Genomic DNA, 15,807 nt, shown 5'->3' with positions numbered 1-15,807 from the left:
AAGACTTCTTCCTATTGGGAAGAAGCCTTTTTTATTCATCAGCAAGCGGAAGGAGAATGCGAATATAAGTACCTTTACCAAGTTCGCTTTTTACCTTGATGGAGCCGCCCTGGAGTTCAATCAGCTTTTTCGTTATCGCCATGCCAAGTCCAGTCCCATTATTAGAGCTGCTTGTGTTTGTTCCTCTGTAGTAGCGCTCAAACAGCCTGTTCAATGTTTCATTATCCATGCCAACACCGTCATCCTCAATCATAATCATCAGTAAATGCTGATCAAGCTTGCGGATGGATACCGTGACAGTCGTTTCTGGCGGATTGTATTTTAGGGCATTTTCAAGCAGATTTTCCATAATGCGCTGAAACCATTTCGGATCTACTGCTGCGATTACAGAACCTTCATAAGGCTGGAATACAAACTGATATTGCTGTCCAGCAGGTCCATTTACATAATGAATGACCGTTCGCCTAATTTGTTCATTTATCTCTACGTTTTCCTTAGCGATAGGGAAGGCGTCGCTCCTAAGCTGGTATGTTAAGGTCAAATCCTCAAGCAGCTGCTTCATATATTGCGCCTTTTCCGCAATTGTGGCAGAGAATGTCCGAACCTCACTTTCTGACCATGAATATTGGTCTGACTGCAGCATCTCCGCATAGCCCCCAATAGAGGCAAGCGGTGTTTTCAAGTCATGAGAAAGACCGCTGATCCACTCATCTCTGACTTTACTCGCCTTTATTCTTGCTTGTTTATTTTGCTCTAAGGTCTCCGTCAGCTGAGTCAGGGTTGTAATTAATTCCTTGTATATTCTATATTTCTTTTTCAGCTTTCCTTTTTTCGTCATTATTACAGAGTGCTTGTAATGTCCATCCTCATAAACTCCTTTGCCTAGATCTCCAATCCAATTCATGATGGTAACAAGGGGGGCGCCAAACCTATAGCCGAACACAATAGTCACCGCTAATAATAGAAGGAGGCTGACAACAAAAATGATAAAGGCAGTACTTCCAAAGGCCTTCATCATTTCAGTCTCAATTTGTCCGTAATCCACTTTTTCGGTGCCGACAAGGAGAACTTGCCCTGTCTGTTCATAGTAATAGGCTGAAGAATCCTTGTTTTCCACTTTAGTCAGCTGCAATAACTCATAAACAGAATAGTGGTCCTTCTGATTATCTGCCATAAAACCGTCCTGGGTTGACCCATCCACATTGATAAGCTGCACCCAGCCTTGGCTGTTCTTTATGTTTTTTTTAACAGCCTCTGAAAGATCCAATTGGCTTTTCTTCCAATTTACCTCTTTTTTAATAGTCTCTAAAATACCCTTACTGCTGTTTTCTGTTCCAAAGAGAATAATCAGGGGCTTTTTTGTATCCTCACGTATTGTCCAGATTTTATAATCGTACTGCTGCAATGACTGATTTTCAGATAAAAGCAATTTATAATCGGTTTTAGTGAACTCAAAATCTGCTGGTGTGTTGTATGTTTTTAAAAGTTTTCCGTCCTTAGAAAGTACAGCAATCCAGCCATCCTGTTTCTTAGCTAACTTTTTTATGTCAGATTCAATTGTTATTTGTCCTTTATCTATGGAAAAAGAGCCTTCTATAGAAGAAACATCAGCTTTCGTTAAATCACTGTTTACTTCTAATTTTGTTAAAGTGTAGCCGAAGAATACCCAAAATATAAAGATAAGGACAGCAATAAAGGAGGATACAAGAAGAAGCTGAAAAAAGAATTGCAATATAAATCGTTTAGGCATATTCATTTAGTTGCGACCTTCTGCGGCTAATTTATAGCCGAGCCCTCTCACTGTCACGATTAATTGGGGCTTGCTGGGGTCTAGTTCAATTTTTTCCCTGAGCTTGCGGATATGAACCATAATTGTGTTATCCTCACCGAGAAAATCTTCCCCCCACACATTTTCATACAGCTGGGCTTTACTGAAGAGCTGATTAGGATGCTGGCAGAAGAACAGCAGCAGTTGATACACCTGTGCTGGTAAGGACACCTTAACACCTCTAACGATAACTTCACCAGAAGAGCTGTTGACAGATAAATCTCCAAATTGATAATTGGCACTTTCCTTCACATTGCTGACTTTATGTCTCCTTAAATGGGCTTTCACTCTCGCCACTGCTTCAAGAGGGTTAAATGGTTTTGTGATATAATCGTCAGCACCTAACGCAAAGCCTGACAGTTTATCAAGATCAGTAGACCTTGCTGTCAGGAAGAAAATCTTAGCATTCGTTTTTTCTCTGATGAGAGGACATATTTCAAAACCACTTCGGTCTGGAAGCATCACATCCAGAAAAATCAGGTCGTAGCTGTTGACCCCACAAAGCCTGAGCGCTTCCTCTGCTGTTTCTGCCGTATCAATTCGCTCAAACCCTTCTTTCTGCAAAATGATTCGCAACATTTGGTGGATTGCCTGTTCATCATCCACAATCAATAGTCTTGTATTTTCCATATAAATAATCTCCCTAATACAACAATATATAAAAATATCATATCATTTTTTTGGTAATTTATTTGCAATTAAGGAAGAATTAAGGTTCCGATTCAGCAGGGTTAAGGTAGGATAGATATAATCCTTATAGATTAAAAAATGAGGTGACAAAATGAAAAAAGTATTCAGCGTAATGGGAACCTTAGCAGCGCTCCTTATAATTTCGAGACATTTTGGTAATGATTTTGCAGCACAGCATTACGATAAATTATTTCTTCTATTTATTGTAGGATTGTTCGGCCAGATCATCTTTCATCTGTGGGAGAAAAAAAGCCATGAGAATTAAAAGAATGATAGTTATGGAGTGAAGTGAATTTTTTATATTACATATGTTGTTCATAATCCTGTTGGAGGGCACTTAATTATAGAGGAAGAACGCATAAAGATACTTAATGGAGGGGAAATATTTTGTTTGCAATCGGCAAAAGAGAATTTTTTCAATTATTTAAAGGAGTCAAAGCCATACTGATTATTATACTGTTTTTAGTTACTGCATATTATTCTGCAAAGTGCGCAGGTCCATTAGCATCTATAGCGGAGTTGTCAACAAAGGAAGCTAGTGTTGCAGGCGTGATGTTCTTAATTATGTTTTTCGGGCAGCTGTTTGTTACAAGCCTTTCCCATGATAGCATCAACAGGGAAGTACATGAGCGGACGATGCGGTTTTTAGTAACTAAAACGTCGAGGTCTTCTATTCTTTACGGGAAATTCTTCGGTATCTGGATATTTTGGTTTGTTTCTCTGTTTACATCATTTCTTATCATCAGCATTATTACCAAAAAGATTAATATTTTGATATTCACCCAGACAATGAGTCTGCTCACATTACAGATTGCTTTTGTCCTATGTTTATCAGTTTTAATTCCAAAACCAAGTGTTACTATGTTTTTTGGCATGATAGGAAGTATAATCTTTCCTATTTTAGGGGGATGGTTAGTTCTCACTACTAATCCTGCGATTAGTTGGCTGAAGTATGTAAATCCATATTATTACTTCGATAAAAAGGATTATACGTTTGTAGTAGTCCTTCTGTTCGCAGGAATCCTAATTTACTTAGCTAATCTTGTCTTCAAAAGGAGGGAATGCTGATGACAGCTATTAAAGCACAAAAAATGACAAAGGTGTATAACGGAGTAACCGTTGTGAATGGTATTGACTTAAAAGTGGAAAAAGGAGAGATATTTGGGTTTCTTGGCAGAAATGGTGCGGGAAAATCAACTTTTATTAATATGCTGACGGGCATTGCAAAGCCGACTTCTGGATCATTTACGTTATTAAATGGAGATACCGAAGCCACAGAAGTGAAAAGAAGAATCGGTGTGATGCCTGATTATTCTACTTTCTATGGTTCAACTACGGCACTTGAGCACTTGCGGTTTTTCTCTTCTCTTTCAGGGAAGCCTGCACAAAAAAGTGCTTGTATGGAAGCGTTAGAGGCAGTCGGCCTAGCTGAACATGCCAATAAAAAAGCAGGTAAATTCTCCTTTGGGATGAAGAAGAAGCTTGGTGTTGCGCAAGCGATTATTCATGATCCTGAGCTGTTATTTTTAGATGAACCAACATCCGGTATGGACGCAGAGTCCGTTATTCAAATTCAGCGGCTGATTAAAAGCTTGCATAACAAAGGCAAAACAATCTTTTTGACTTCTCATAATCTGGATGAGGTTGAAAAGCTGTGTACAAGGATTGCCATTATGAAGGAAGGACGCATTGTCAAAATTGGAACGATGGATGAGCTGCGAGCCTTTTACCGTACAAATATTATTGTCAAAATCAGACATAGCATTGTCCCTGTTTCAGAAGAACAGAAGCTTCGTCAATGGTTGGAAGGCAAAGGGACAGATGTCCAGTTTGGCGATAAATTGACATTCATTACTGTGGATGAAGATAAAAAGATTGCAGAAATTACAAGAGCCTTTACTGCCTGCAAAACAGACATCTTCCGTGTGGAGGTCGAAGAGCCGACTTTAGAGGAGATATTTTTGGATTGACCCCTTTAGTTAGGGGTCTTTTTTCTGAGGAGATGACAAATATCATCTTTATTTCATGACATTTACGACTAAAAAGGAGAGTGGAAGGATTATACAATTAGTTTATCAACAGCGGAGGTGGTTTACGTTTTGGAAAAGGTTATCGAACTTACCAATGTATCAAAGCAGTTTCAGCAGAAAAGGGCTGTGAATGATATCTCTTTTACAATAAAGAAGGGAGAAGCAGTTGCTATCCTTGGAGCAAATGGGGCGGGAAAAACAACGACAATTCTCTTAATGCTTGGGCTATTACAGCCGTCAAAAGGCACTGTTCATTTGTTTCAATCTGAGCCAAAACGAAAGGAAGTAAGAGAGAAAATTGGATCGATGCTTCAGGAAACAAGTGTGATGGACAGTCTGAAAGTAAAGGAAATTATCAAGTTAGTGCAAAGCTATTATCCAGAGCCTTTATCTGCTGATCAATTGCTTGCTATTACTGGTCTTTCTAAACAGGATTGGAATAGACGCACAGAAAAATTATCTGGCGGCCAAAAGCGCAGGCTTCATTTTGCTTTGGCTCTCGCGGGAAACCCGGAGTTAATTTTCTTAGATGAACCAACAGTAGGTATGGACATCAACGCAAGGAAGGCATTCTGGGAGACAGTGGCAGCGTTAAAGAGTCAGGGAAAGACAATTATTTTTACTACCCATTATTTGCAGGAAGCAGATGAGGCGGCAGAAAGGATTATTATGATAAGTGACGGCGAAGTTGTGGGTGACGGAACTCCTGAACAATTGAAAGCAAAATGGACTAAAAAGACGATTTCCTTTAAAGAAGCAGCTGATTACGCGCTGGATATATATGAATCTATCCCATTTGTAGAGGAAGTGATAAGGGAGAAAGGGAGGGTTAGTCTTGTCACAGTTGATTCAGATAAGACAATTTACCATATTTTCGAAATGAAGCTCAAAATCCAGGATATTGAAATTCAGCAAGGGAAATTGGAAGATGCCTTTTCCAAGCTCCTTCAGGAAAAAAAGGAGGAAGTTTAAATGAAGATGTTCAGCAGACAAAGCCAGGCAGAACTGATTCGCATGTTTCGCAACCGTTATTATATTTTTTGGTCTTTGCTTATGCCGATTATTTTTTATTATATCTTCACCAAGGTTGTCAGCACACCAAATGTGGATGCTGATTTGTGGCAAGCCCATTACTTAATGTCGATGACAACCTTCAGTGTCATGGGAAGCTCCATTATGACATTAGGCATCAAGATGGTTCAGGAGCGCTCTGAAGGCTGGACCTTGTATTTGAACATTACACCTTTGCCTACAAGCATATATTTTGCTGCCAAGATTGCAGCACAAACTGTTATCCATCTATTTTCGATCTTTGTTATCTTTTTGGCAGGCTATATTATAAATGGTGTCAGCCTTGAGCCAATGCAGTGGCTGTTATGTGTGCTATGGATTCTTTTCGGCTCGTTGCCTTTCCTTGCAATTGGAACATTGGTGGGTTCAATGAAAAAGGTAGAAACAGCAGCTGGCATAAGCAATTTAATTTATATGGCTTTGGCAGTCGCTGGTGGCATGTGGATGCCTGTAGAAGTTTTTCCGAAATTTATGCAGACTATTTCCGTATGGCTGCCGTCAAATTCCTTCGCAGGAGGAGCATGGGAAATAATTAGAGGGAACAGTCCTTCAATTCAAGGTTTTCTGTTAATAATAGGGTACCTTTTCCTATTTATGGTATTATCTATATATATTAGAAAAAGGCAATATGCATAAGGAGAATTTATGGCTAGTACTAAAAAACTGGAGATTTTTCCTGCAAGATTTGGATTTTTTCCATATGTATTCTTAGTTTATATGATTTTGCCAGGTGTTTATATTGCACATGAACGATTGCCAAAACTAGTGTTAGGATATTTTCTTCTTGGTTTATTTCTGATCTCCTACAGACAGCTTTACTTTCTTATCAAGAAAAGGGGCTATACCTTTTGGCTGACCATTCAACTTGCTGTCATCTTAATCTTAAGTATGTTTTATAACTTAAATGTGTTATTTATGGGTTTCTTTCCAGCCCACTTTATTGGTTATTATGCAAACAAACGGTCATTCTCCAAAGCTCTCAGCTTCTTTGCATGCGTGCTTATTATCCCGATTTTGTACCACTGGGAGACAATATCTTTCCGTAGTCTGCTTTACTATATTCCTTTTCTTGTTATCATGCTTGTGTCTCCATTCGGCATTCGCTCAATGGATAGAAGAATGGAATTAGAGCAGCAGCTTGATGCAGCAAATAAGCAAATTAAAGAGCTCGTAAAAAGAGAGGAAAGAGTAAGAATTGCCCGCGATTTACATGATACGTTAGGCCATACTTTATCATTGCTGACACTGAAAAGTCAGCTGATTGGCAAGATGGCAGTTAAGTCGCCGGATTTGATAAAAAATGAGGCAAAGCAAATGGAGGAAATTTCTCGTTCGGCATTGAGACAGGTTAGAGAACTGGTATCGGATATGAGATCAATAACGATACAAGAGGAACTGGTTGAAGTTCAAGCTATCCTAGAGGCTGCAGGAATTGTCAGCCATATAGACGCAAGCCTCAATGAGTATGAAGACATCTCAGCACTGACACAAAATATTGTCAGCCTTTGTTTAAAAGAGGCGGTCACAAATGTAGTGAAGCATAGCAGTGCGAGTAATTGTCATATAAAAATTAAGAACAGCAGTGGACAGCTGACGGTGAGTATAACAGATGATGGCAAGGGTATACCTGAGGGCAATTGGTTCGGAAATGGGCTGAAGGGCATGAAGGAAAGGCTGGAGATACTGGAAGGAAACTTGCATTTGTCATCAGAAGCGGGAACGCTGCTTACTATTAACATCCCAATTGTTATCAAGGATCGGAAGGAGGAGATAATTTGATTACAGTCATTATTTCTGAAGATCAGAGAATGCTGAGAGGAGCTTTAGGTACTCTGTTAAGTTTTGAAGAGGATATCGATGTGATAGGGCAGGCTGCTAATGGAAAAGAAGCCCTTGAGCTGATTGAAACCCTCTCTCCAGATGTTTGTCTGTTGGATATTGAGATGCCTGTTAGGAGCGGTCTGGAGGTTGCTGAAGAGCTGCAAAGAAAAAATACTGCAATAAAAATTATTATCCTGACCACATTTGCAAGACCAGGCTACTTTGAAAAAGCGTTAAAAGCAAATGTTCACGGCTACTTGCTTAAGGACGGACCAAGTGAGGACCTGGCAGAAGCGATTCGCAATGTTATGAAGGGAAAAAGAGAGTTTGCCTCTGAATTGATTTTTGGCAGCATAGGTACAGAAAATCCATTAACAGAAAGAGAACAATAGATTTTAGCTCTCGTGGCTGCAGGAAAAACTGTCCAAGAAATTTCCTCGACCTTGTATCTTTCTTCCGGCACTATCCGCAACTATATTTCTGAAGTATTAAATAAATTAGAAGTCAAAAACAGAATTGAAGCAATTTCAAAGGCGCAAAATAATGGCTGGATATAAACCAATTTATTACTTTTATTTACTGTCCATCTTTTAAGGCAGCTTTTTATGCTGCCTCCTCACCTCTTTATACCTATCCGACTACCAATTTATAAAACTCCCATTAAATATAATTTTTTGACAAAAACATACATATTTTCTCATATTTATCCAAAATCTATGAGTATATCGTACTATTTTTGGTAGGTGCTTCAAAAGAATTATTAACAAATTTCGGGTAATATTGCATAATTATAGAGGGTTTATCGCTAAGACTATTTTATCAGACGAATCTTTTTAGGAGGTGTCTTGGATTAAGAAGTTTTTACCCGTAACATTTATGGCTTTAGCATTCGGAATTTCGGGGTTATTTATTCCGGCTAGTCATGATGCAGAAGCAGCAACTGCTGCAAAATGGTCTGTTAGCTACTATAACAATACGAGCATGTCAGGAACTCCTGTCGTAAAAGAGGAGATTTCCCAGAATGAGCTTGGCTTGAAAGTAGAGAACGGCACTAATTCTCCGGCAACCGGAGTGAACAGCGACAACTTTTCTGCTGTTTATCAGTCCGACCAAGTGATGCCTGCAGGGAAGTATATCCTGCGGACAAGGGCAGATGACGGCATTAGAGTTTATGTGGATGGCAAGAAGGTTGTGGATGACTGGACTGCAAGCAGCTATTGGAAAAGTGAGAAGTCCAAAGTGATTACAGTCGCAGACATTAGCGGTCAATCCAACAAACAGCTTCACCGCATAAAGGTAGAATACTATGATAAGACTGGCGGCAGCGGCCTTGAGGTTTATCTTCATCCATATGAGGATGAAACAGAGGATTCCAGCTGGCTAGGACTCTATTATTCTAATAAATCGTTTTCTGGCACTCCCGCATTAGTGGAAGGCGGAGCGACAGCTGGCACTAAGCTAGATCAGCTCCTGAAAGACTGGGGGCGTGAAAGCCCTGCGGACGGCCTGCCTGCTGACAACTTCACTGCAACTTATTTAAAGAAGTTGGCTGGTGGCAAGGATTATTTTGTCCAATCTTATGCAGATGATCAGATTGAAGTGAAAATTGGGAGTCAGACAGTAATCAAGCAAAACTACAACTCATCCGGCGCTATTAATACAGGTGTCGCAACAAATGTTGGCTCTGGAGAACAGACGATGAAGGTAAATTACCTTGAAGCGACTGGCAGAGCGAGATTTGCTGCTGAAGCAGTTGAATTTGGCGACTGGATCGGCTGGTACTATGACAATACCTCTTTAAGCGGAACTCCGAAGAGACAGAATGTTATTCAAGGAAACGGCAAGTCCCTCAAGGTGGAAAACGGTTCAGGATCCCCGATAGAAGGCATTGGCAAGGATAACTTCTCTGTGAGATATTCAACAGCTCAGCATATAAAGGCCGGCAAGTATATCTTGCGAACTCGTGCTGATGACGGCATGCGGATTTATATTGACGGCAAATTGGCTGTAGACAGCTGGAAATCAAGCAGCTATTGGAAAAGTGAACAAGCGCATATGATCGAAATAAAGGACAAGAGCACAAGTGATGCTTCTAAGAAGGATGTCCATGAAATTACGATCGAGTATTATGAGAAAACAGGCGGCAGCGGCCTTGAATTTTACTTGAATACTATTCAACAAGAGGCTGCAGCTAATAAATGGTTTGGTTTATATTATAACAATACCTCTTTAAGCGGGCTTGCTTCTGTTATTGAGGGAGGCGCTACTGCTGGAACAAAGCAGAGCCAGCTTTTCCATAACTGGGATAAGAACAAGCCGTATCCAAACATCAATGAGGATAATTTCACAGCAAGCTACTATAAGCTTCTTGATGGCAGCAAGGATTATTATATCCAGACATATGCCGATGACAGAATTCGTGCAAAGGCAAATGGCAACACCGTCATCAATCGCTGGAGCAACTCCTCTGGAATAATGGATACAGGAATTATTACGGATCTTGCATCCGGCAATAATCTGCTTCAAGTCGATTATATGGAAGCAGGCGGCAGAGCAAGAGTAGCGGGAGACGCAGTGCCGCTGGGCAACTGGATTGCCTGGTATTACAACAATACGAATTTAAGCGGCTTCCCGGCAGCACAAAATACAATTTCAAGTGACGGCACTTCCTTGAAGGTAGAGAACGGATATGGTTCACCTGTTAGTGCGGTTGGCGGCGATTATTTCTCCGCAAGCTATTCAACTGCCCAAAGAATTAAGGCAGGCGACTATATTTTACGTACAAGAGCTGACGACGGAATGCGTGTTTATATTGACGGCAAGCTTGCAGTCGACAGCTGGAAGTCAAGCAGCTACTGGAAGAGCGAACAGACTCATGTCATCTCTGTAAAGGATCATACAACAGGGAATGCAGACCATAAAGATATTCACACCATACGAATTGAGTATCATGAGGAGACAAAAAGCAGCGGATTGGAATTTTATCTGCATCCTGCGAGTGATGAGCTTGAAAAGGACAGCTGGCTAGAGCTTTACTACAATAATACGAGTCAGTCTGGAACACCGGTAAAAGCAGTCGGCGGTGCTACTGCAGGCACTAAGGTGAAGGAGCTTCTTCATAATTGGGGAACAGGCAAGCCTTATACAGAAGTGAATGCAGACAACTTCTCTGCTAAGTTCATGAAGCTCATTGAGGGCGGCAAGGATTATGTTATTCAAACATATGCAGATGACGGAGTAAGAGCAACCGTTGATGACAAGACTGTCATTAACCGCTGGAGCAATTCTTCCGGAAAATCAGATTTTGGAACAATCACAGGTTTAAGCACTGGAAATCACCGTTTGACTGTTGATTACTATGAAAGTACCAACAATGCAGGAATCGCAGCAACTGTGGCACCATTCGGAAACTGGATTGCATCCTATTATAACAATACATCTCTGACTGGTATGCCTAAGTCTGTCAAGACTGTTTCTGGAAATGGACAAAGTCTGAAGGTGGAAAATGGCACAGGCTCACCAACTGCAGGGATTAATGCAGACAACTTCTCTGTAAGCTACAAGACAGCACAAAGGATAACTGCCGGTTCGTATATTTTGCGCACAAGAGCAGATGATGGAATTCGTGTTTATCTTGACGGCAATCTTGTTGTGGACAGATGGAAATCAAGCAGCTATTGGAAGAGTGAAACAACTGATATTATTCAAGTTAATGATCGCACTTCAGCTTCTGCTTCTGACAAAAATGTTCATACCATTGAAATTCAATACTATGATCAGACAGGCGGCAGCGGTCTTGAGTTCTATTTGCAAAACGCAGATAAGGAAGTTGAGAAGGACAGCTGGTTCGGTCAATTCTATCCGAACAGCACATTGTCTGGAAATTATGTAAATATAGCAGGCGGAGCGACATCCGGCAATAAGCTTGATACCATTCGCTATAATTGGGGTACGGGGCAGTCCATCTCAGGCCTTTCTGCAGATAACTTCTCTGCTCGCTTCAGAAAACTGATTGCAGGCGGACAAGATTACTTTGCACAGGCGTTTGCTGATGACGGCATCCGCATGAGCCTTGATGGCAGCAAGTTTATCGATAAGTGGACGAACTCTTCAGGAGACATTCACCGTGCAACATTGCCGAAGGTCTCTAGCGGTAATCATACCGTTACTGCTGAATACTATGAAAATACCGGAAAAGCATCTCTGTTTGCTGATATAGTCCCATTTGGAAACTGGATTGTCTATTATTATGACAATATGGAAACATCTGGTGCTCCTGTGAATGCGAAAGTGCTCAATCCGAACAGCAACAACGGCTTTACAGAAGATTTCGGCTATGATGCGCCGATGGCAAATGTGCCTGCTAATAACTATTCAGCACGTTATGTTACGGCGAAGCGCCTGACTGCTGGCGATTATTATATCAACACAATTGCTGACGACGGAGTGCAAGTGCTTGTCGACGGCAAAGTTGTGATCGACAGATGGAGTGCTGGCAACAGCAAAAATGATGCAGTTAAGCTTTCTGTCAAGAATGGGGCAGAAGGAGATATTCACTGGATTGAGGTTAGATATCTTGAACAGACAGGCAAATCGAATATTGACTTTACGATTACCCCATTCAATGAGAACAGCTTAATCAATAAGGATACTTGGACAGTTCAATATTATCCGAACGTCATTAATCCAAGCAGTCCTGTATCTTCCACAGGACTTGTGGAAGTCGATCAGGAATCTGACGTGAACTTCAATTGGGGTTCAGGCTCGCCTGCTAAGAGTATTCCAAATGATAACTTCTCAGCAGTTATGAGCAAGCAAGTCTACTTCTCTAAGAGCACGAACTATGACTTCACTGTTAATGCAGATGACGGTGTCATTCTGCTTGTCGATGGAAAGACTATCATCGATTCATGGGTAGCGAAGAAGGGCGAGCGAGAAGTAAAAGCGAAGTACATGGACAAAGGATACCACACTGTAACAATCAAGTATTTCGAGAGCACTGGCAACGCAAATATCAGCCTTGATATAAGCGAATCGGTGAAGCAAGAAGTAATTAAAACATACAGTGACTTTTCTCTTACCCTTGACCAAATGACGACAATCCAGAGCAATTCCGCTCCAAAAACAGACAAACGCTATGACATCTACTTGCGTGAAGATGCTTTTTATACGAAAAGCAATGGCAGATTAGCTGTTGAGGGCGGCTGGAATATTCGTACAGGTCCGGGGGCGAACTACAGTGCACATGATCTTCGCTTCCAAGCAGGAGACAGTGACTTCACAGTCCTTAGCACAGTAAAGGGCACGGACGGCATGAACTGGATGAAGCTTGGCGGATGGGTTCCGCCTTCCATAGCGGATCTGAAGTATTATATCAACCCATCTAACTTCCAGGGAACGCTGAAAGCACAGCTGCAATTTGCTAAGCTTTCTGATCCGGGTACAATCAGTGTGGATGAAGTGAATGAGAAGGTTCTTAGTGGAAAAGGTATACTTGCTGGAAAAGCAAGCAGCTACCAAAAAGCTGCAGAGCAGTATGGCGTTAACGCCGTTTACTTGATGGCACACTCCTTCTTGGAAACAGGAAACGGAACGAGCCAGCTTGCAAAAGGTGTCACATACAATGGCAAGACAGTGTACAATATGTACGGAATTGGCGCAACAGACAATAATGCCGTTTCAGGCGGAGCAGCTTTCGCGTACAGCGCAGGCTGGTTTACACCAGAAGCAGCTATTATTGGCGGTGCTGAATTTGTGCGAAAAGACTATATTGACAGAGGTCAAGATACTATATATGAAATGAGATGGAATCCTGTCGGAGCAGCTGCAAATGGATATGCTACACACCAATATGCAACAGATATTGGCTGGGCATCTAAGCAAACATCCAGCATGTATAATATTTATAATATACTAGAGTCATATAGTATTACCCTTGACATACCAAGATATAAATAAGAGGAAAAGCCGCCGATAAATTTGGCGGCTTCTTCTTTTGGTTGCATTTCCCAGCATTAGTCTGAAAAACCGGCTAAAAACAGTGACAGCAAGGTTTTTATCTTGTGCTTCCGTGTTGGACTTTGTCGAATATTCTTCGTTTTTGTAAAAATTCAGTTTGCAAAAGTCCAATCTTCGGATATAATTTCTATATAACATTTATATTCATCTCGTATAATAGCAGGGATATGGCCTGCGAGTTTCTACCAGATAACCGGAAATTATCTGACTACGAGTAAGCTATTAATAATAGGATGCTATTTTCTTTAGGGAATAGTGTCATTAATTCTGCTGGAGAACAGCACGCTTACTCTTTTTTAAGTAAACGTGCTGTTCTCCTTTTTATTTTTCAGGGGGATGAACGCAATGAAGCTACTAACAGACAAAATTGAAAGAGAAGGCATTGTGCTCGACAGCAATGTGCTTAAAGTAGACTCTTTCATCAATCATCAAATGGATCCACAGCTTATGAATGAGATTGGCTTAGAGTTCGCAAGAAGGTTTAAAGACGCAGGAGTCACAAGAATCCTAACGATTGAATCTTCCGGCATTGCACCTGCTATTATGGCGGGCCTAGCGATGAATGTTCCCGTCATTTTTGCGAGAAAAAGAAAATCTTTGACGTTAACAAGCGATTTATATACATCGACTGTTTATTCTTTTACAAAGCAGGAATCCAATGAGATTACTGTATCGAAAAAATATCTTTTAAAGGAAGACCGTGTCTTAATTATTGATGACTTCCTTGCAAACGGACAGGCAGCAATCGGTCTGGCAGATTTAGTAGAACAAGCTGGCGCTGAGGTGAGCGGTATCGGTATTTTGATTGAAAAGTCCTTCCAGCCTGGTGCTGATGAGATTCTTAAAAAAGGATATCGTTTGGAGTCATTGGCAAGAATCGCTTCCCTGCAAGAAGGAAAAGTGAAGTTTGCTGCAGACAGAGAAGTGCAAAGCATCTATTCAGGAGGTTACTAATTATATGGGCAAGGAATCTTTAAAGACATGGTCAATAGGCTTTCAACACGTTCTGGCAATGTATGCCGGAGCAGTGCTAGTTCCATTGATTGTTGGCGGAGCGCTGAATTTAACATTTGAACAATTAACCTATTTAGTATCAATTGATTTGCTGACATGCGGTATCGCTACATTGCTGCAAGTTTGGAAAAATAAATTCTTCGGGATTGGTCTTCCAGTCATGCTTGGCTGTACATTTACAGCAGTAGGACCGATGATTGCAATCGGTGCAAATCATGGAGTAACTGCTATATACGGAGCGATTATCGTTTCAGGAGCTATCATTATTATTATTTCTTCCTTCTTTAGTAAGCTAGTTAAATATTTCCCGCCTGTTGTGACAGGCTCTGTCGTAACCATCATTGGTTTAACATTGATTCCTGTCGCTATTAAGGATATGGCAGGCGGCGAAGGCAGTGCAGACTTCGGTGATCCGAAAAACCTGCTGTTGTCTTTCGGTGTGTTAGTGTTTATCCTGTTGCTAAACAAATACGCAAAAGGCTTTATCAAAACTATCTCCATTTTAATTGGATTAATCGTTGGAACAATTGTTGCAGCGTTCATGGGCTTAGTCAACTTTGCTGAAGTTGGGGAAGCTTCCTGGGTTCACGGCTTAAAGCCATTCTATTTCGGAATGCCGACATTTAATTTCTCAGCTATCTTAACAATGACACTTGTAGCAATTGTCAGCCTTATTGAATCGACTGGTGTATATTTAGCTCTTAGCGATATCACAAAAACAAAGGTATCAGAAAAGGACCTTGCAAGAGGATATCGTTCTGAAGGGATTGCCAGCGTAATTGGCGGTGTGTTCAACTCCTTCCCATACACAGCTTACTCACAAAACGTCGGGCTTGTACAGCTGACAGGAGTAAAAACAAAAAGCGCGATTTTCTCTGCTGGTATTATCCTTGTTATCCTAGGCTTCCTGCCTAAAGTAGCAGCAGTCACAACCCTAATCCCAACAGCAGTGCTGGGGGGAGCATCGTTAGCGATGTTCGGTATGGTTTGTGCATACGGTATTAAAATGCTGGGACAAGTTGATTTCAACCAGCAAGGAAACCTGCTTGTTGTCGCATGCTCAGTCGGATTAGGTCTTGGTGTGACAGTAGTGCCAGATATCTTCAAAGAAATGCCTGAAACAATCCGCATTCTGACAGAAAGCGGCATTGTAGCAGGAAGTGTTACAGCTATTGTGCTGAACATCTTGTTTAATCTATTGCCAAACAGAAAACCAGCAGTTAAAGCAGAAGAAAAGACTGCATGATTTAAGGAGCCCCTTCATTAATTGGAGGGGTTTTTTGTTATCCAGTTCCTAAGATTTCAATTTGATAAAGGTGCTCAAAAATAATCAGA

At 41.0% G+C, this 15,807-nt stretch carries 11 protein-coding genes, 1 pseudogene and 1 riboswitch; of the genes and pseudogenes, 10 read left to right on the top strand and 2 right to left on the bottom strand.

Annotated features, from left to right (window positions below; translation table 11 throughout):
* Positions 1 to 31 precede the first annotated feature (31 nt).
* Together M3600_RS04425 and M3600_RS04420 are read right to left on the bottom strand one after the other, a co-directional pair.
* Positions 32 to 1,756 carry a HAMP domain-containing sensor histidine kinase gene (locus tag M3600_RS04425; protein ID WP_251644807.1) on the bottom strand — a complete coding sequence of 575 codons (1,725 nt, stop codon included), beginning with the start codon at positions 1,754 to 1,756 and terminating at the stop codon, positions 32 to 34.
* Positions 1,757 to 2,458 carry a response regulator transcription factor gene (locus M3600_RS04420; protein WP_251644806.1) on the bottom strand — a complete coding sequence of 234 codons (702 nt, stop codon included), beginning with the start codon at positions 2,456 to 2,458 and terminating at the stop codon, positions 1,757 to 1,759.
* Between the two features lie 151 nt (positions 2,459 to 2,609).
* Between M3600_RS04420 and M3600_RS04415 the strand changes: the two genes are divergently transcribed.
* The 10 genes and pseudogenes from M3600_RS04415 to M3600_RS04370 all read left to right on the top strand — a co-directional run bounded on the left by M3600_RS04415 (position 2,610) and on the right by M3600_RS04370 (position 15,718).
* A complete protein-coding gene (locus M3600_RS04415) occupies positions 2,610 to 2,783 on the top strand; it encodes a hypothetical protein (protein WP_233315747.1) in 174 nt (57 codons plus the stop codon).
* Between the two features lie 122 nt (positions 2,784 to 2,905).
* Entirely contained in the window at positions 2,906 to 3,586 is a 681-nt protein-coding gene (locus M3600_RS04410) for an ABC transporter permease (protein ID WP_251644805.1), read from the top strand.
* Entirely contained in the window at positions 3,586 to 4,488 is a 903-nt protein-coding gene (locus tag M3600_RS04405; protein ID WP_251644804.1) for an ABC transporter ATP-binding protein, read from the top strand. The genes M3600_RS04410 and M3600_RS04405 overlap by 1 nt, the downstream gene beginning before the upstream one ends.
* Before the next feature lie 129 nt (positions 4,489 to 4,617).
* Positions 4,618 to 5,520: an ABC transporter ATP-binding protein gene (locus M3600_RS04400; RefSeq protein ID WP_237941961.1), complete on the top strand. Its 903-nt coding sequence runs from the start codon at positions 4,618 to 4,620 to the stop codon at positions 5,518 to 5,520.
* Positions 5,521 to 6,255, top strand: coding sequence for an ABC transporter permease (locus tag M3600_RS04395; protein WP_237941960.1), 735 nt, complete (start codon positions 5,521 to 5,523; stop codon positions 6,253 to 6,255). It abuts the gene before it with no gap.
* Positions 6,256 to 6,264: 9 nt separating this feature from the next.
* A complete protein-coding gene (locus M3600_RS04390) occupies positions 6,265 to 7,398 on the top strand; it encodes a sensor histidine kinase (protein WP_237941959.1) in 1,134 nt (377 codons plus the stop codon).
* Positions 7,395 to 7,997, top strand: a pseudogene (locus tag M3600_RS04385) (response regulator). Before M3600_RS04390 ends, M3600_RS04385 begins: the two are co-directional and overlap by 4 nt.
* 283 nt (positions 7,998 to 8,280) lie before the next feature.
* A complete protein-coding gene (locus M3600_RS04380) occupies positions 8,281 to 13,398 on the top strand; it encodes a PA14 domain-containing protein (RefSeq protein WP_251644803.1) in 5,118 nt (1,705 codons plus the stop codon).
* A 189-nt stretch (positions 13,399 to 13,587) separates the two neighbouring features.
* A riboswitch (purine riboswitch) is annotated at positions 13,588 to 13,689 on the top strand.
* 114 nt (positions 13,690 to 13,803) lie between these two features.
* Positions 13,804 to 14,412: a xanthine phosphoribosyltransferase gene (locus M3600_RS04375; RefSeq protein WP_233315739.1), complete on the top strand. Its 609-nt coding sequence runs from the start codon at positions 13,804 to 13,806 to the stop codon at positions 14,410 to 14,412.
* A 4-nt stretch (positions 14,413 to 14,416) separates the two neighbouring features.
* Positions 14,417 to 15,718 carry a nucleobase:cation symporter-2 family protein gene (locus tag M3600_RS04370; RefSeq protein WP_233315738.1) on the top strand — a complete coding sequence of 434 codons (1,302 nt, stop codon included), beginning with the start codon at positions 14,417 to 14,419 and terminating at the stop codon, positions 15,716 to 15,718.
* Positions 15,719 to 15,807: the final 89 nt, after the last annotated feature.

The organism is Niallia sp. MER 6, from assembly GCF_023714395.1.
Taxonomy (GTDB): Bacteria; Bacillota; Bacilli; order Bacillales; family Cytobacillaceae; genus Niallia.
The sequence above is the reverse complement of the archived record's forward strand: the minus strand, read 5'-3'. Positions and strand labels throughout refer to the sequence as shown.